The following is a 16,402-nucleotide window of genomic DNA, read 5'->3' as shown; positions in this document are numbered from 1 at the left end:
TCGGCCACCGCTCCGAGCAATGCACAGAGCGGCGAAAGGGCCGTGTTACCCCGCCCTCACCAGCAGCCGCCCCGCCCGATCCACCTCGGTCTCCCCCGCGCGCCACGACATCCGCCCATTCACCACCACGAAATCCAGCCCGCGGGACGGGGTCTTCGGCGCCTCGAAGGTGGCGGCGTCGGCGATGTGGGCCGGATCGAACACCACCAGGTCGGCGGCGTGGCCCTCGCGCACCAGGCCACGGTGGGGCAGGTTGAAGCGCATCGCCGACAGGCCGGTCATCTTGTGCACCGCCGTCTCCAGCGGGAACAGGCCGAGGTCGCGGCTGTAATGGCCCAGCACGCGCGGGAAGGTGCCCCACAGGCGCGGATGCGGGTGGCTGTCATGCGGCAGCCCGTCCGAGCCGATCATGGTCAGCGGGAAGGACAGGATGCGGCGGACATCGGCCTCGTCCATCTGGAAGTAGATGGCGCCGGCCGGGTGCAGCCGCACCGCCGCCTCCTTCTCGGTGCAGCCCCATTCCGCGGCGATGTCGGCCAGGTCGCGGCCCGCCATCTCCGGCTGCGCCTTGGACCAGGCGACCATGATCCGGATGTCGCCGGTGACATGGTCCGGGTCCAGCACGGTCGACCCGGCGGTGTAGGGATAGGCGTCGAGCCCGACCGGCTGGTTCTTGCTCGCCGCCTCGATCACCGGCAGGGTCTCGCGGCTGCGGCCCCAATTGTGCGGCCCGGCGCATTTGTGATGCGAGATCACCACCGGCACGCGGGCCCGGCGCGCGGTCGAGAAGCTCTCCTCCAGGGAATCCAGCACCTTGTCGTGCTCGTCGCGCATATGGGTGGCGTAGACGCCGCCGCGGTCGGCCAGCAGCTCGGCCAGCGCCGCCACCTCGTCGGCATCCGCCGCGGCGTTCGGCTTGTAGTAGAGGCCGGTCGAGAAGCCGATGGCGCCGGCATCCAGGCTGTCGGCCAGCAGGCGGCGCATGGCGTCGATCTCGCCGGCATTCGCCTTGCGGCCGACATCCGCCATCGTCCCGATGCGCAGCGAGGAATGGCCGATCAGCGCCGCCACGTTGACGCCCGGCACCACCTTGTCCAGCCGGCCGCGATAGTCGGCGAAGCTCGGGAACTCGTAGGCGGCTTCGTCGCCCAGCAGGTTCAGCGGCGGCGGCGGGGCGCCCTTCAGCGTCAGCGGCGACAGGCTGATGCCGCAATTGCCGACCACCACCGTGGTCACGCCCTGGCTGATCTTCGGCAGCATGTCCGGGCCGTCGATCACCGCCCGGTCGTCATGGGTGTGCACGTCGATGAAGCCCGGCGCCACCACACGGCCGGCGACGTCGATGCTCTGCTTCGCCCGGTCGGCGGCGATGCTCCCGGTCGGGGCGACGGCGGCGATGCGGTCGCCGAGAATGGCGACGTCGGCCTGGATTCGGGGGGCGCCGGACCCGTCGATCACGGTGCCGTTGCGGAGCAGCAGGTCGTAGGGCGTGTGGTCAGGCATGGATATTCTTCCGTCGGGCAGCGCGAGGCGGCGGGGCGCCGGCCGGCTCATCGAGGGTGGGAAGCTGGCTGAGGCTGAGCTTGACCCGGCGCAGGCTTTCCAGCGCGGTCGGGCCGCGCCGCATGGCCACGCCGGTCGCGATCACGTCGATCACCGCCATATGGGCCAGGCGGGACGCGGTGGGCTTGAAGATGTCGCTGTCCTCGGGCGGGGCGACGGCCAGCACGATCTCCGCCGCGCGGGCCAGCGGCGTGTCCGGCCGGGTCAGGGCGACGGTGGTGGCGCCGTATTGCCGGGCGATCTCGACGCTCTCCACCAGGTCGCGGAAGCGGCCGGAATTGCAGATCGCCAGCACGCAGTCGCCCAGACCGAGCGTGGCGGCCGACATCCGCTGCAGCTGGGCGTCGGCGTGGAAATCGGTCGGCAGGTCGAGACGGAAGAAGCGCAGATAGGCGTCGTGGCCGACCGCGTGCGAGCCGCCGCCGACGCCGTAGATGTCGAGCCGGCGGGCGTGGGCGATCGCCTCGATCGCCTGGCGCAGCGGCTGCGGGTCGAGCTGGTTGCGCACGGCGACGACCGCTTCGATCACGCTGTCCAGCACCCGGTCGGCCAGCTGGGCGACATCATCCGGCGCACCGTCGGCCTGGGGGCGGCGTTCCAGATAAGGGCTGGCGACGGCGAGGTTCTGCGCCAGCCGCACCTTGAAGTCTCGCACGCTGTCGCAGCCCAGCGCCCGGCAGAAGCGGGTGACCGACGGCTCGCTGACCTGCGCCCGCCGCGCCAGCTCGGCGATGCTGGCGCGGGTGGCGAAGCCGGGGTCGGCCAGCACCGCCTCGGCCACGCGCTGCTCGGACGGCCGCAGCGAGGCCTCCATGCGGCGCAGGCGCGAGACGATGTCGACCACATAGGCCATCAGAAGAAGGTCCGGATGGCGCCCGAGACGCGGTAGTCGTCCTCCACCACCATCATCACCTGCCATTTGTCGAAGGTGGTGCAGGGGTGGGAGATGCCGCAGCACACCAGGTCGCCGACCTGCGGGTCGAAGCCGTCCGGCAGCTTCAGATAGGCGTGCTGGTCGTTCATCGCGGTCAGCACCGCGCCGGCCGGCACCGGCTGCGGCGCGGCGGCGCCGGCGGGGCGCCACAGGGCCGGGATCGGCAGCTCGATGTCGTAGGACACGTCGCGCTTGCCCATGGTCAGCAGCGCCAGGCCAGGCTCCGGCCGCGACTGCACCATCGACCACACCTCCAGCGCCGGCGCCAGGTCGCCATGGCGGCGCCAATCGGCCGGGATGCGGCGGATGACATGCTCGAACAGCCGGGTGTACTGGCCGGAATCATGGGTCAGGTAGCAGCCGCTGCGCACCACCACCTGGACCGGACGCGACAGCCGCACCTCGGCCAGCCGGCGGGCGACGATGTCGTAATAGGCCGAGCCGCCGGCGCTCAGCAGCACCGGCGTGTCGGCAGGCAGGTTGGCGGCGAACAGCCCGGCGCCGTCGATCTCCGCCGCCAGCGCCGCCAGCCGGTCGAGGAAGCCGGTGACGGCGATCTCGTCCGCCGCCGCATCCTTGGTGACCACGAGGCCCTCATAGCCCTCGACCCCCCGCAGGGCCACGCCGGCGGCGCCGGCCGCAGCCTTGGCCACCTCCAGCGCGTCGGCGGCGGTGCGGCAGCCGGTGCGGCCGCCGGCCATGCCGAGCTCGACCAGCAGGCCCAGCGGACGCGCCGGCGGCGTCGCCCGGGCGGCCTCGGCGAGGCGGCGCACGCCGGCGACGGAATCGACCAGGCAGAAGGCTTCGAGCGCCGGGTCGGCGGCCAGTGCCGCCAGCACCGAGCGCATCGAAGCGGCGTCGACCAGCTGGTTGGCGATCAGGATCCGCTTCACCCCGAAGCGGCGACACACCTCGAATTGCTGCGCGGTGGCGACGGTGATGCCCCAGGAGCCGTTGGCCAGCTGCAGGTCGAACAGCTGCGGGCTCATCGTGGTCTTGCCGTGCGGCGCCAGGGCGACGCCGGTCTCGGCCAGGATGTCGCGCATCCAGCGGGCGTTGCGCTCCAGCACCGACCGTTTCAGCAGCGCCTGCGGGAAGGGCAGGTCGCCGGACAGCGCGTTCCAGCCCTGGTCGCCGAGGCTGCGGAACGGGATCGGGCTCAGGCCGGGCGGCAGTCCCTTGCTGGCGCCGTCGACCGGTGAGTCGAGGATCGGGTCGAGGGCGAGGACGGAGGGGGTGAACATCAATTCGGCTTCCATTCGTCAGGACGTGTCCGGCTCGACAGGCCTCCGCGATGCCCGGGCATGACGGGGAGCGTCGACACCATCCGCGTCAGAAATCTTCCAGTGTGAGCTCTTCGGCCATCATCCGGTTGCCGGCGGTCAGCCCGCCATCGACCGGCAGCATGGCGCCGGTGATGAAGCCGGCCAGCTCGTCGGAGGCCAGGAAGGCCACGGCCTTGGCGATGTCGGACGGCTCGGCCACGCGCTGCAGCGGGTACCATTTGCGCAGGGACTCGAAGATCTCCGGCTTCTTGTCGACCCGCGCCTGCCAGATCGGGGTGCGCACGGTGCCGGGGCAGATCACGTTGGCGCGGATGCCGAAGGGCCCGTATTCCACCGCCAGCGCCCGGGTGTAGCTGATCAGCCCGGCCTTGGCGGCGCTGTAGGCCGGGTGGCCCAGCGTCTGCAGCGCATTGACGCTGCTGATGTTGACGATGCTGCCGCGGCGGCGCGCCTTCATCCCGTCGATCACCGCGGCCACGACGTGATAGGCGCCGTTCAGGTTCAGCGCGACATCCCCGGCCCAGCTCTCGGCCGTGGTCGAGGCCAGGGTGCCGCCGCCATTGCCGCCGCCGGCGTTGTTGACGGCGATGTCGACCGGGCCGGTGCGGGCGACCGCGGCTTCGATCGCGGCCCGGATGGCGCCGGCGTCGCGCAGGTCGGCCGGCGCGGCGGCGGCCTTGGTGCCGGCTTCGGCCAGCGTGGCGACGCGGGCGTCGAGCGCCGCGGCGTCGCGGTCGGACAGGATCAGCGTCGCCCCGGCCTGGGCGAAGAGGTCGACGATCGCCCTGCCGATGCCGCCGAGCGCCCCGGTGACGAGAACGGTCCGATCCGCGAAGCGCGTCATGACTGTGAGTCCGGCAGAGAGTGATGGGGCGATGGTAGCTCAGTGTTTGAAACTTACAAGTCAGCCTTCATGCGTGTGCGCTGCAGCATCGGACCGGAGCCGCAAATGGTTCGAGGAATCAGCGTTGCTGCGGAATCGCGGAAAGCTGGGGTGATGGATCGTTGCTGCCAAAGCGCGTCCCGACGTGATTGTAAGAGAATTACATCCGGGGTGCTTCCGGCAGAAAGCCGGGCGTGGCAGCATGCGCGGCCTGGCCCTTGGCGCCGTGAGATAGGAAGCATCATGAGCAAGCGCGAGCATTTCGGAACCACCGTCACCGGCGCCGGCGGGCAGAAGCTGCCCTTTTCCAAGGCCGTCCGTGCCGGCGACTATGTCTATGTCTCGGGCCAGGTGCCGTTCGACGAGAACGGCGTGGTCGTGGCCGGCGGGATCGAGATCCAGACCCACCAGACCATGAAGAACGTCCAGGCGGCGCTGGAGTTGGCCGGCTGCACGCTGGACGACGTGATCAAGGTCACGGCCTGGCTGGACGACACCCGCGACTTCGCCGCCTTCAACCGCACCTATGACAGCTACTTCACCGGCGACCGGCCGGCGCGATCCTGCGTCCGCGCCGACATGATGATCGACTGCAAGGTCGAGATCGAGGCGATCGCGTTCAAGCCACTGAGCTGAGACCCGGCCGCGGCACAGCCGGGACCGGCCGCTCGCCCTGCACCATGGTGCGGTACAGCAGCCGGTCCTGGCCGTCATAGTCGTTGACGGCGTAGTGCAGGGTGCAGCGGTTGTCCCAGATCGCCAGGTCGTGCGGCTTCCAGCGCAACCGGCAGGTGAATTCCGGCCGGATGGCATGGGCGTAGAGGAAGTCGAGCAGCGGCTTGCTCTCCTCCACTGTCATGCCGGCGAAGCGCTGGGTGTAGATCGAATTGATGAACAGCGCCTTGCGGCCGGTGCCGGGATGGACCCGCACCACCGGGTGGGCGACCTCGCGGTCCGCCTCCGGCCGGTTGCGCTCGATGCCGATCGAGCGGGAGACGGCGACATTGCCGGGCACGCCGCCGGTGCCGTAGGGCTTGCCGGCATGCATGGCGTCGAGCCCGTCCAGCACCGCCTTGAGGCCGTCGGACAGCGCGTCATAGGCCGCGTACATGCTCGCGAACAGCGTGTCGCCGCCATGGCTCGGCACCTGGCTGGCATAGAGCAGCGACGCCATCGGCGGCTGGTCGAGGAAGCTGAAATCCGAATGCCAGGCGTTGCCGAAGGTGCTGACCTTGCGCTCATCGGCCGATTTCTTCACGGCGACGATGTCCGGATGCTCGGCCATATGCGTGATGTAGGGCGCGCGGCTGATGGTGCCGAAGCGGCGGGTCAGCGCCACCAGGTCCTCCGGCGCCAGGTCGAGCCCGTGCAGATGGATCACCAGGTGATCGTCCAGGGCCTGGCGGATCGCGGCGAAGAGCATGTCGTCGACCGGGCCGGCAAGATCGATGTCGGCGCCGAGCGACCCGGCCATCGGCCGGATGTCGAGGCTGGTCATGGCGACAGTATAGGTCCCCGATGCAACTGGCCGAAAGTCAGGACTGGCCGAACAGGGCGTTGATCTCCTTGTGCGGCACCGCCTCATCGGCATAGCCGAAGCTGCCCTGGTCCTTGATCTCGCGGGCGGCGCGCAGGAAGCCGCCCAGCGCGGCCCGGGCCAGAGAGCCGCCGACGCTGATCCGCTTCACGCCCATCTCGCCCAGCTCCGCCACGGTGAAGCGCGCGCCGACCAGCCCCATCACCACATTCACCGGCCGATCGACGGCACGCACCACCGCCTCGATCTCCTCCCGCGTCGCCAGGCCGGGGGCGTAGAGCACGTCGGCGCCGGCCTCCTGGAAGGCCTGCAGCCGGCGGATCGTGTCGGACAGGTCGCGGCGGCCATGCAGGAAGTTCTCGGCCCGCGCCGTCAGGGTGAAGGGGAAGGGCAGGGACCGCGCCGCCGCGACCGCGGCCCGTACCCGCTCGACCGCCTGGTCGAAGCCGTAGATCGGGTTGTCGTCGCGGCCGGTGGCGTCCTCGATCGACCCGCCGACCAGCCCGACCGCGGCGGCCTGGCGGATGGTCTCCGCCGCCGCCTCGGGCGCATCGCCGAAGCCGTTCTCGAGATCGGCCGAGACCGGCAGGCCGGTGGCCTCGACGATGGCCCTGGCATTGGCCAGGGTCTCCTCCCGGCTGACCTTCAGGGTGCCGTCGCTGCGGCCGAGGGCGAAGGCGTGGCCGGCGCTGGTGGTGGCCAGCGCCTCGAAGCCGAGGCTGGCGAGAAGTTTGGCGGAGCCGGCATCCCAGGGATTCGGGATCACGAAGATGCCCGGCCGGGCATGCAGGCGCTGGAAGGCGAGGGCCTTTTCGGTTTGGCTGGTCATGGGAGTCTCCCGCGTGAGCAGGAGGGCATGTTCGATTTTTGTTCCGGCCGGGTCAAGCGATCACGTGCCGTCGGGCACGAAACCCACCTCTGTCATGCCCGGGCTTGACCCGGGCATCCAGGAATGTCGAAGCCGCTCTGGTTGGCCCCTGGATTGCCGGGTCAAGCCCGGCAATGACAGGAACTGAGAATCAGCCGATCCGCTCATACCGCAGACGCCGGGCCAGCCAGCAGCCGACCTCGACCTCCGACACCCGGCCCGTGCCGTCGCGGCGGAACACCAGGGTCCAGTCGCCGGGCGGGGTATGGTCCAGGGCGCGCGGGCAGGGCAGGGTCCAGACATCCGGTCCGACCGGGTCCAAGTGCTCCATCCGCCCCTGGCCGAGGAAGCCGGAGAAGCCGCCATACAGCGCGCCGCCGGCATCGACCACCTCCAGCTCGGCCTCCAGCTCGTCGCAGCGGTAGCGGCCGGAAAGGTCGGTGGCCGCGTCGCCGGGGCAGGGCACGAGGCGCGAGCTCTGGTTCTCCTGCGGCCGGTCCAGCCACAGCCCGTCCGCGGCGGGCCGCAGCCGGGTGCGGCCGCTGCCGGCGCTGCCGTCCGGCTGCAGCTCCAGCTTCTCCGCCGAATGGCCGAAGCGCAGCCGGACCCGGCCGTCGACCATGTCCGCGCGCGCTGACAGGCCGGTCTCCGGCTCGATGTAACTGCCCAGCCAGTCCGGGACGGGCAGGTCGGCGGCGGGCTTGGCGCGCTCCTCGCCCAGCGTTGCGGCCAGCAGGTCCAGCGCCGCCGCATTGGCGTCGGACATGTGGTTGAACAGGACGACGACCGAGATGCGCTCCGACGGCACATACAGGCGATGGCTGCGCCAGCCGCGCAGCGCGCCGCCATGGCCGGTGATGGGGCGGCCGAACTCGGTGGTCCGGCCCAGGCCGAAGCCGTAGGGGGCGGCGGCACCGTTGGCGAAGGTGACCGGCGCCGACAGGCGGCTGTACAGCGCCTCGGGATCGTCGCGGGTGGCGTCGATGTGCCGCTCCCAGGCGATCATGTCGTCCAGGGTGGCGCCCAGCCCGGCATCGCCGGTCCACAGCACCCGGTTCTCGGCGGCGCGGAAGCCGCCAGCCTGGGTGCCCTCATAGCCCTCGGTGCCGTCCGGCATGGCGCGGGTGTCGGCGGCCAGGAAGGCGCTGCCCATGCCGGCGCGGTCGAAGATCCGCGTGCGCAGCAGCTCGCCGAAACCGCGGCCGGTGCGGGCCTCGAGGATGTCGGAGAGCAGCCGGAAGTTCTGGTTGACGTAGGAGTAGCGCGTGCCCGGCGCGAATTGCAGCGACCGGGTGCCGGCGATCACCCGCCCGGCCTCGCGGTCGCCGAAGGGCGATTCGGCCGGGGCGCCGTGCAGCATCGCCACCGCCCAGTAGTCGCGCAGGCCGGACTGGTTGTGGCAGAGGTGCAGCGCGCCCGGCGCCTCGCCCTCGAGAAGCGGCAGGCGGGCGCGGATGTCGGCGTCCAGCACCGTCGGGTCCGGGAAGGCGTCGAGCACCAGGCCGCAGGTGAACTGCTTGGTGACCGAGCACATCCGGAACAGCGACCGCGGCGTGAACGGGATGCGCCGCTCGGCATTCGCCCAGCCCCAGGCGTGGCGGGCCAGGACCTCGCCGTCCCGCAGCACGGCGGCAGCGCCGCCGGGCCCGGGAAAGCTGCGGGGAAGGGCGGCGAGGGCGCAGTCGAGGCGCGAGAGCGTGGTCGTCATGATGGCCGCCACCCTGGCGTGCCGGCCCGGATGTGTAAAGATGGCCGCGGCGGGAATTGCGGGTGACAGCCGCTGCCGCGCGATTTATCAGACATAAACGTGCCTTAGAAGACCCTGGCCAAGAAGACCAAGATGCCGACGATCACCAACATCCAGGACCTGCGAGCGCTGGCGGCCCGGCGCATCCCGCGCGCGATCTTCGACTATGCCGACCGCGGCTCCTATGACGAGGTCACGTTGCGCGCGAACCGGGCGGATCTGGCCGCGATCGGCCTGCGCCAGCGGGTGATGATCGACGTCGACAAGCGCTCGGTCGCGACCCGTATCCTCGGCGAGGACGTCACCATGCCGCTGGCGATCGCACCGACCGGGCTGACCGGCCTGTTCCATGGCGACGGCGAGATCCTCGGCGCCCGCGCGGCGCAGGCCTTCGGCATCCCGTTCTGCCTGTCGACCATGTCGATCTGCTCGATCGAGGATGTGCGCGGGGCGGTGAAGAAACCGTTCTGGTTCCAGCTCTACGTCATGCGCGACCGCGGCTTCTCGCAGTCGCTGATCGAGCGCGCCAAGGCGGCGCAATGCTCGGCCCTGGTGCTGACGCTCGACCTGCAGATCCAGGGCCAGCGCCACCGCGACCTGAAGAATGGCCTCGCCGTGCCGCCGCGGCTGACGGTGGCCAATGCGCTCGACATCGCCACCAAGCCGGCCTGGGCGATGAAGGTGCTGTTCGGCAAGCGCCGCAGCTTCGGCAACCTGGAGGGCCGGGTGGGCGGGGCGGACAGCCTCACCACCCTGGCGCAATGGACCGCCAGCCAGTTCGACGCCTCGCTGAGCTGGAAGGATGTCGAATGGGTGCGCAGCATCTGGCCCGGCAAGCTGATCCTGAAGGGCGTGCTGGACGAGGAGGATGCGAAGATCGCGGCCTCGACCGGCGCCGATGCGGTCGTGGTCTCCAACCATGGCGGCCGGCAGCTGGACGGTGCCCGGTCGTCGATCTCGGCCCTGCCGGGCATCGTCCAGGCGATCGGCGACCGGACCGAGGTGCTGTTCGACGGCGGCGTGCAGTCCGGCCAGGACATCCTGAAGGCCGTGGCGCTGGGCGCCCGCGGCTGCCTGATGGGCAAGGCCTTCCTCTACGGCCTGGCGGCGATGGGCGAGGCGGGCGTGACCAAGGCGCTGGAGATCATGCGCAAGGAGCTGGACATCAGCATGGCGCTGACCGGCACCGGCGACATCACCAAGGTCGACCGCAGCAGCCTGGTGATCCGGGGATAGGCAGGATCGCCATCAGCTCCGGTAGTGGAGGATAGGATCAATCCGTCCGGCCGGCGTCGCGCCTAGCCGGCGGCCTTCAGCAGGGCCGCGCGGACCGACAGCATCTGGCTCCGCAGCGTGGCCAATGCGTCGCCGGACAGCCCGGTCGCCGCATCGACGCAGGAGGGGAAATTGCGGGCCTTGGCGTGCAGCGCTGCACCCTTCTTCGTCAGCCGGACGCGCACCTGCCGCTCATCCGCCGGGTCGCGGCTGCGCGCCAGGAGCCCCATGCCTTCAAGCCGCTTGAGCAGCGGCGTCACGGTGCTGGTTTCGAGCAGAAGCGTCTCGGCCAGGCTGCCGACGGTCCGGTCGTCCTTGGCCCAGAGGGCGACCAGGACGAGATATTGCGGATAGGTCAGCCCCAGGGCCGACAGCAGCGGCTTGTAGACCCGGTTGAACGCGTGGCCGGCCGAATAGACCGCGAAGCAGATGAAATCATCCGGGACCGGTGCGGTATCCGACATGAGGCGACTCCGGGCCGGCAGGGCGGCGTTGTTTCGTCGCTCAGAGATAAGTCGTGCACGATCAGATCGCAAGCTATTGACATCGTCCGCCCGCAGTCGCATCTCAGTGCGAGCGATTATATCGCACACGATATAATAGGGCATCTGAGGTTCCGCCATGGACGTGCAGGCCGACAGCCGACGGAAATATCCGAGATCGAAACTCCTGGCGTCCTCCGCCGGCCACGGCTGGTCGACGATCGCCGCCGAACTGCGCTCCCACCCCGCCGGCAGGATCGCGTCCGGCCTGCAGCAGAGCGTCGAGATCGTCCTCGCCATACGCGGTGCCGACGACGGGTTCGTGGTCCGGACCGGCGCGGGACGCCAGCAGCAGACCCGGCCGGCGTCGGGCACGATCTGGCTGGCCCCGATCGGGATCGGCGACGAGGAGATCACGATCACCGCCCCGATCCCCGAGGCCCTGCACCTCTATCTGCCGGCCCGGCAGTTCAACCTGCTGGCGGACCAGTACAACCTCTCCCGGTCGCCGGTTCATTCGATCCAGTATCTGGGCGGCCTGACCGACGAGCTGATCCGCCAGATCGGGTTGTCGCTGCTGGTGGAGATGACCCGGGAGAGCTCGACCGGCCGGATGTTCGCGGAGACGGCGTCCCTGATGCTCGCGGCCAGGCTGGCCCACAGCTATGCGGACGGCTCCGCCCTGGAGCCGCTGTCCGGCCCGGCGCATCGGCTCGACAATGCGCGGCTGCGCCGGGTCCTGGACCACATCGACCAGCATCTGGAAGAGCAGATCGCTCTCGCAGACCTGGCGCGGCTGGCCAATCTCAGCACCTTCCATTTCAGCCGGATGTTCACCGCCGCGATCGGCCTGCCGCCCGGCCGGTTCGTCAGCCGGCGGCGGCTCGAGAATGCGATGGCGATGCTGGCCGTCGGCAAGCTGCCGCTCAGCGAGATCGCGCACCGGTCGGGCTTCTCGTCGCAGGCGAGCTTCAGCCGCGCGTTCCGCCGCGCCACCGGCATGACCCCCGGAGAATACCGCCGCCTCGTCCGCTGATCCTTGTCGCGGACCTCCCCGGGCCGACCGCAAGCACGGTCAAGATCTCAGCAGGCAGGGGAAAGACGCGCTTCGGTGTCGCTGCCTAGGGTCGGCCTGCCAGAGCCTGTCGCGCGCCGATGACGGCAGCGCGGTCAGGTTCCCCCCGAGCCGAGCAGTCGGACAAGCCCATGCCCCCCATGCCGAAACTCGCAGCCCTGATCCTTGGAGCAAGCCTCGTGACCCAGACCGCCGCAGCCGCCCCGGACGCCGCCACCGACCCGCGCATCGATCCCCAGATCCGATCGTTCCTGGCCGGGATCAACAAGGACAGCAGCCCATTCTGGGAGCTGCCCCAGCCGAAGCCGCAGGAGATCCTGACGGGGCTGCAGTCGCAGACGGAAGTCGACCTGTCCGGCGTCACCACGACCGAGCGGACCATCACCCAGGACGGCCGCACGGTGAAGCTGTACGTCATGACCCCCGACCACGTCAGCGGCAAGCCGGGCGTGCTGCTGTTCATTCATGGCGGCGTCTGGATCGTCGGCAATTTCCAGAACCACCAGCGCCTGCTGCGCGACCTCGTCGTCGGCTCGGGACAGATCGGCGTGTTCGTCGAATACACCCCGCTGCCGGCCGCGAAATTCCCGACCCAGCTGGAGGAATGCTATGCCGTGCTGACCTGGATCGCCGGGCACGCCGGCGAGCTGGGGGCGGATGGCAGCCGCATCGCCGTCGCCGGCAACTCGGTCGGCGGCAACATGACCGCGGCCCTGGCGCTGATGGCCAAGGACCGCAACGGCCCCAGGATCGGCTACCAGGTGCTCATGATCCCCGCGACCGATGCCAGCGTCGACACGGAGTCCTATCGTGACTACGGCACCGGCCGCTTCCTGGCGCGCGCCTTCATGAAATACGGCTGGGATCTCTACGCGCCCGACGCGGCGACGCGGGACAATCCCTACGTGTCGCCGCTCCGGGCCGGCCTCGACCAACTCAAGGGGCTGCCGCCGGCGTTGGTCATCACTGCGGAGAACGACCCGCTGCGCGACGAGGGCGAGGCCTATGCCCGGAAGCTGAAGGCGGCCGGCGTGGAGGTGGCGGCCATCCGCTACAACGGGACGATCCATGATTTCGTCCTGCTGAACGCGCTCCGCCACGTGCCGTCGACCGAGGCCGCGATCGAGCAGGTCAATGAAGGGCTCCGCAACCACCTGGAGCCGTAACGGACGATGTCCACCGAACCGCGGGGGCGTCGCCCGCGGTTCGTCGTGGCGTCCGCTCAGTTCCCGCGCAGCTCAAGCTCCTTGTTGACCCGCAACGCCCGGTCGGCATCGATGCGTCGCAGGCGGCCTGGGCGCAACGGCTGCCGGGTCCGCCCGCGAGGCCGACTCAGCCATCGACCTTTATTCTGATCACCTCGAAGAGTTCGAGCGGCGGCAGATCGATCAGGAGATCGCCATTCGCCTCCCGAATCATCGCAGCCTCTCCCGACAAGAGCAGTTCCGGCTCTCGGGACATGCGCGCTCCCTTCAATCGGAGCCGCCCGCCCGCAATCGTCAGATGCGGGCCGAAGGATTTCCGCCGGGCGCCCGACTGGTTGATGAGATGCACGACGAGGTGTTCGTCGTCGCGGCCGAGGATCAGCTCGACCTGCTCGGGGAGATCGGCGAAGAGCCGCTGCCCGGTGAGCGGCGCGACGGCGTCGAGGAAGTGATCGCGCACCTCGGTGGTGCCGAACTCGCGATAGGTCCGGCCGATCGTCCAGGGGATCTGGACCACCGTGCCCCGGCCCGCGATCCGGACGAGATCGGGATCGTCGCCGGCAGTATGTCCGTAGCACTTCTCCGGCGGCCCGAAGGGCGCCTGCGGCAGCAGCCGACCGACCTTCTCCACAGCGGGCTTCCAGACGAAGCGGGCATAGCTGCCATAGACCGGGATGATGGACGATGCGTACCGATAATTCCCGATCTCCGGCTGCTCGTCGTCGGTGACATAGGTCGACCACAGCTCGTCGCCGGATTTCGGCACACCAATGCGCATCAGGGCCGGGCTGGCGGCGAGCTCGATGCCGCCGTCATCGGTCACGCCGCTGCCGCCGGTCAGCACGAGATTGCCGCCATTCTGCACGAAGGCGTCGAGCGCTTCGGCGGTCTGCCGGCCGAGCGCACCGAGATCGGGCAGGATGATGAGCGAGTAGCGCCCGAGCGCGCCTTCCTGGGCCATCTTGCCGATCAGCTCGACAGCGAGCACGTCGAACGGGAGATGCTTCTCCTGCAGCGCCTTGTAGAGGCCGCGGAACTCCTCGACCGTTTCCGTGAAGCCGGGGCTGGCGCTTCTCAGCCGATCCGGCCGCACCAGCGCGATGGTCGAGGCCGGCTTCAGCCGGGCATAGAGATCGCGGTGCTTTTGCCGGAACTTCGTGATCGGGCTCGAAGGGGCGAGGTTGGCGTAAGGGATGCGGCCGGGCGCGCCCATGATGTAGGTCGAGGGGTTGCCGCCGCGCGCGATTGCCTGCAGCAGGTACTGGGCGAAATGTTCCGGCTGCTCGCCCGCCATGCGGTAGGGCATGTCGACGAAGGACACGGAATTCACCATCAGCGCGATCTCGGGCATCGCCGTCACATGCGCGCTGACCCATTCCGCCGTGTTGTGATGCCACAGCTCGCGGCCGAAGGCGTTGTTCGCCTCGTGATAGACGATCGGCGCGCCGCGACCCAGCACGAGGCCGGCGTCCGGCCGCCGCATCATGATGTGGTTGGCGATCTTCGCGGTCAGCGTCCTGATCACCTGGCTCGAGAACTGCAGCCATTCGGGATAGGCTGGCGACTGCGGCCCGTCAGGCAGCTCCTGCCCGCTGCTGAAGGCGCTGAATCCCTCCTGGCATTTCCGGCAGTGGCAGACGCCGTGATAGACCCGGCTGTAGTCGCGCTCGGAGAAGCCGAACCAGTTGAAGAAGAAGCCGTCGACCGGATAGCGGCCGATGATCTCGTCGAGGATCTCGAGCGAACGCTGCTGGTAGTAATCGGCCGATGGGCAGGTGCTGAACAGCGTGTTGTAGACCTGCGGCCTTCCGGTCGGCGACACGAACAGCCAGTCCGGGTGCTCGCCTGCGATGCGCGCGGAGACCTTGGAGAAATCCAGCCGCGAGAGCACCCGGATGCCGCGGCGGTGCGCCGCCGCCACGGCATCGCCGATCAAATCCCCCGAAGGCCGGTCGGCGAGGAACGGGCTGCGCGTCTGGAACGGCAGCTCGGTCGGATAGAAGGAGGCGATGCCGCCCGTGTTGATCAGCCAGGTGTCGGCGCCGTACGCCTCGATGGCGTCCAGCGCCGTCTCGACGTCCATGGTCGCATCGATTTCCTGAAGATTGGTCTGGAACACCGAGAAGGGTCGGCGCCACCAGCCGCCGGAGCGGTCTCCGGGGACTTCGACGGCGGGTGTCGCTTCACGATCGGGGGGCATCGGGAACGTCTCCTGCAGGGGCTTGGTTCAGGCGGCCGGGCTCACGCCCGCCGCATCAGGGCATGGCCTTGCTCGACGAAGGCCTGGGCGGCCTCCTGGACCGAGGACTTGCCGAAGCCGACATCCTCGTTCACACGGCGCATCAGGTCTTCGATGGCGCGTCCGGCCTTCTGCGGCGGCGGCGCCGGCAGCGCCTTGGCCAGCGCGGCCTGGCTGTATTTGAGGACGCGCTCGTCGACGGGCGCGAGATCCTCGAGCTCCAGCACCGCCTGCAGCGCGGGCTTCGAGGCGGGCGGCCCGCTGATCAGGCCGAGGATGCGGGCCGAAGCCGGGTCGCTTACGAACCAGTCGATGACCTTGACGGCCGCGTCCTGGTTCCGGCTCTTGGCGTAGAGGCAGAGCGAGCTCGTCGGCTGCGGGTAGTAGCCGGGGCTCGATCCGGCGCCGGCCGAGGGCGGGGTCGTGATCGACAGCGTGTCCTTGGTCAGCGCCTGGTAGCCGCCGGCGAGGTCCTGCGACGCGATCGAGGCGAAGACCGCCTTGCCCTTGACCAGCGGGCTGTTCGGCCATTCGGTGCCGGTGAACGGCGCCTGAAGGTCGGCCGGCACGGCGCCGCCGCTCTTGCGCATCTTGTCCCAGAGGTCGAGCCACTGGCCGACATCGTCGGCGGTGACGGCCAGCTGCTTTCCGTCATAGAGCGAGCGGCCCCGGCTCATCAGATACATCTGGAAGGTGTCGAGCCTCGCAGCGCCGTCATGGCTACCATGGAGCTGCGGGTCGGCGCGGTGGATCTCCGCGCAGAATTTCGCGAACTCCTCATAGCTCCAGGCGGCCGGCGGCTCGCCCAGGCCGAGGCGCTGCAGCGCGGACAGGTTGCAGGCGAGGCCCTGGATGCTGACCGCGATCGGCACGCCGTAGATCTTGCCGTTCATCCGGCCGAGATCGAGCACGGTCGCGTCGAACAGATCGGCGCGGAACAGGGCCGGGACAAAGGGGTCGAGCGGGGCCAGCGCGCCGCGGGAGGCGTATTGCACCATGTCGGGCGCGCCGAGGGTGATGACGTCGGGCGCGTTGCCGCCGGCGACCATGGCGGCGATCTTGTCGGGCCATGACGCGCTCGGCACGCCCTCGAAGGTGACGGGGGCGTCGGGGTGGAGCTCGTTGTATTTGGCGATCGAGCGGCTGCGGATCTCGAGCTTCTGGGCATTGCCGAAGATGCCGAAGCGGACCGGTCCGGCATCGGCCCGGGACGCCGGGCTGCCCAGGGCGGCGAGCCCGCCGAGCGCGGCGCCGGCGAGCAGCAGGGCCCGTCGGCTCATCGCGGTGTTGACCATGGTCATCGCGGTA

At 69.8% G+C, this 16,402-nt stretch carries 14 protein-coding genes; 4 read left to right on the top strand and 10 right to left on the bottom strand.

The features are described from left to right. Positions 1 to 45: 45 nt before the first annotated feature. From FFK22_RS14775 to FFK22_RS14760, 4 genes are all read right to left on the bottom strand, one after another. Positions 46 to 1,503 (bottom strand): amidohydrolase family protein, encoded by a 1,458-nt coding sequence (locus FFK22_RS14775; protein ID WP_138886289.1) that lies wholly within the window; start codon positions 1,501 to 1,503, stop codon positions 46 to 48. Continuing rightward, positions 1,496 to 2,416 carry an SIS domain-containing protein gene (locus FFK22_RS14770; RefSeq protein WP_186002471.1) on the bottom strand — a complete coding sequence of 307 codons (921 nt, stop codon included), beginning with the start codon at positions 2,414 to 2,416 and terminating at the stop codon, positions 1,496 to 1,498. The genes FFK22_RS14775 and FFK22_RS14770 overlap by 8 nt, the downstream gene beginning before the upstream one ends. Continuing rightward, a complete protein-coding gene (locus FFK22_RS14765) occupies positions 2,416 to 3,741 on the bottom strand; it encodes an amino acid deaminase (RefSeq protein ID WP_138886291.1) in 1,326 nt (441 codons plus the stop codon). The genes FFK22_RS14770 and FFK22_RS14765 overlap by 1 nt, the downstream gene beginning before the upstream one ends. Before the next feature lie 88 nt (positions 3,742 to 3,829). Then, positions 3,830 to 4,627 (bottom strand): SDR family oxidoreductase, encoded by a 798-nt coding sequence (locus FFK22_RS14760; protein WP_138886292.1) that lies wholly within the window; start codon positions 4,625 to 4,627, stop codon positions 3,830 to 3,832. Between the two features lie 282 nt (positions 4,628 to 4,909). Between FFK22_RS14760 and FFK22_RS14755 the strand changes: the two genes are divergently transcribed. Beyond that, positions 4,910 to 5,302, top strand: coding sequence for a RidA family protein (locus FFK22_RS14755; RefSeq protein ID WP_138886293.1), 393 nt, complete (start codon positions 4,910 to 4,912; stop codon positions 5,300 to 5,302). Here the strand turns inward: FFK22_RS14755 and FFK22_RS14750 are convergent. From FFK22_RS14750 to FFK22_RS14740, 3 genes are all read right to left on the bottom strand, one after another. Further along, a complete protein-coding gene (locus FFK22_RS14750) occupies positions 5,286 to 6,164 on the bottom strand; it encodes a TauD/TfdA family dioxygenase (protein ID WP_138886294.1) in 879 nt (292 codons plus the stop codon). The two genes, FFK22_RS14755 and FFK22_RS14750, sit on opposite strands and share 17 nt — an antisense overlap. Positions 6,165 to 6,201: 37 nt before the next feature. Beyond that, entirely contained in the window at positions 6,202 to 7,032 is an 831-nt protein-coding gene (locus FFK22_RS14745) for an oxaloacetate decarboxylase (RefSeq protein ID WP_138886295.1), read from the bottom strand. A gap of 190 nt (positions 7,033 to 7,222) precedes the next feature. Beyond that, on the bottom strand, positions 7,223 to 8,779 hold the full coding sequence (locus FFK22_RS14740; protein ID WP_138886296.1) for a D-aminopeptidase: 1,557 nt from the start codon (positions 8,777 to 8,779) through the stop codon (positions 7,223 to 7,225). 132 nt (positions 8,780 to 8,911) lie between these two features. Between FFK22_RS14740 and FFK22_RS14735 the strand changes: the two genes are divergently transcribed. Continuing rightward, positions 8,912 to 10,054: an alpha-hydroxy acid oxidase gene (locus FFK22_RS14735; RefSeq protein ID WP_138886297.1), complete on the top strand. Its 1,143-nt coding sequence runs from the start codon at positions 8,912 to 8,914 to the stop codon at positions 10,052 to 10,054. A 62-nt stretch (positions 10,055 to 10,116) separates the two neighbouring features. Here the strand turns inward: FFK22_RS14735 and FFK22_RS14730 are convergent, their stop codons facing one another. Then, positions 10,117 to 10,557 carry a MarR family winged helix-turn-helix transcriptional regulator gene (locus tag FFK22_RS14730; RefSeq protein WP_138886298.1) on the bottom strand — a complete coding sequence of 147 codons (441 nt, stop codon included), beginning with the start codon at positions 10,555 to 10,557 and terminating at the stop codon, positions 10,117 to 10,119. Positions 10,558 to 10,714: 157 nt separating this feature from the next. Here FFK22_RS14730 and FFK22_RS14725 point away from each other — a divergent pair, with 157 nt between their 5' ends. After that, positions 10,715 to 11,611 carry a helix-turn-helix domain-containing protein gene (locus tag FFK22_RS14725; RefSeq protein ID WP_138886299.1) on the top strand — a complete coding sequence of 299 codons (897 nt, stop codon included), beginning with the start codon at positions 10,715 to 10,717 and terminating at the stop codon, positions 11,609 to 11,611. A gap of 218 nt (positions 11,612 to 11,829) precedes the next feature. Next, entirely contained in the window at positions 11,830 to 12,816 is a 987-nt protein-coding gene (locus tag FFK22_RS14720) for an alpha/beta hydrolase (RefSeq protein WP_221938603.1), read from the top strand. A gap of 166 nt (positions 12,817 to 12,982) precedes the next feature. Here the strand turns inward: FFK22_RS14720 and FFK22_RS14715 are convergent, their stop codons facing one another. Continuing rightward, complete coding sequence (locus FFK22_RS14715) at positions 12,983 to 15,055, bottom strand: alpha-amylase family protein (protein WP_138886301.1); 2,073 nt, start codon at positions 15,053 to 15,055, stop codon at positions 12,983 to 12,985. 41 nt (positions 15,056 to 15,096) lie between these two features. Beyond that, positions 15,097 to 16,395 (bottom strand): ABC transporter substrate-binding protein, encoded by a 1,299-nt coding sequence (locus tag FFK22_RS14710; RefSeq protein ID WP_138886302.1) that lies wholly within the window; start codon positions 16,393 to 16,395, stop codon positions 15,097 to 15,099. Positions 16,396 to 16,402 lie beyond the last annotated feature (7 nt).

The sequence above is a fragment of the Mycobacterium sp. KBS0706 genome, assembly GCF_005938675.2.
Taxonomy (GTDB): domain Bacteria; phylum Pseudomonadota; class Alphaproteobacteria; order DSM-16000; family Inquilinaceae; genus Inquilinus.
The sequence above is the reverse complement of the archived record's forward strand: the minus strand, read 5'-3'. Positions and strand labels throughout refer to the sequence as shown.

Bases quoted from the DNA above. Each gene is read 5' to 3' on its own strand.
- FFK22_RS14725 (WP_138886299.1), top strand. From the start codon at position 10,715: ATGGACGTGCAGGCCGACAGCCGACGGAAATATCCGAGATCGAAACTC.
- FFK22_RS14775 (WP_138886289.1), bottom strand. From the start codon at position 1,503: ATGCCTGACCACACGCCCTACGACCTGCTGCTCCGCAACGGCACCGTG.
- FFK22_RS14710 (WP_138886302.1), bottom strand. From the start codon at position 16,395: ATGACCATGGTCAACACCGCGATGAGCCGACGGGCCCTGCTGCTCGCC.
- FFK22_RS14765 (WP_138886291.1), bottom strand. From the start codon at position 3,741: ATGTTCACCCCCTCCGTCCTCGCCCTCGACCCGATCCTCGACTCACCG.
- FFK22_RS14755 (WP_138886293.1), top strand. From the start codon at position 4,910: ATGAGCAAGCGCGAGCATTTCGGAACCACCGTCACCGGCGCCGGCGGG.
- FFK22_RS14735 (WP_138886297.1), top strand. From the start codon at position 8,912: ATGCCGACGATCACCAACATCCAGGACCTGCGAGCGCTGGCGGCCCGG.
- FFK22_RS14740 (WP_138886296.1), bottom strand. From the start codon at position 8,779: ATGACGACCACGCTCTCGCGCCTCGACTGCGCCCTCGCCGCCCTTCCC.
- FFK22_RS14745 (WP_138886295.1), bottom strand. From the start codon at position 7,032: ATGACCAGCCAAACCGAAAAGGCCCTCGCCTTCCAGCGCCTGCATGCC.
- FFK22_RS14760 (WP_138886292.1), bottom strand. From the start codon at position 4,627: ATGACGCGCTTCGCGGATCGGACCGTTCTCGTCACCGGGGCGCTCGGC.
- FFK22_RS14715 (WP_138886301.1), bottom strand. From the start codon at position 15,055: ATGCCCCCCGATCGTGAAGCGACACCCGCCGTCGAAGTCCCCGGAGAC.
- FFK22_RS14730 (WP_138886298.1), bottom strand. From the start codon at position 10,557: ATGTCGGATACCGCACCGGTCCCGGATGATTTCATCTGCTTCGCGGTC.
- FFK22_RS14750 (WP_138886294.1), bottom strand. From the start codon at position 6,164: ATGACCAGCCTCGACATCCGGCCGATGGCCGGGTCGCTCGGCGCCGAC.
- FFK22_RS14770 (WP_186002471.1), bottom strand. From the start codon at position 2,416: ATGGCCTATGTGGTCGACATCGTCTCGCGCCTGCGCCGCATGGAGGCC.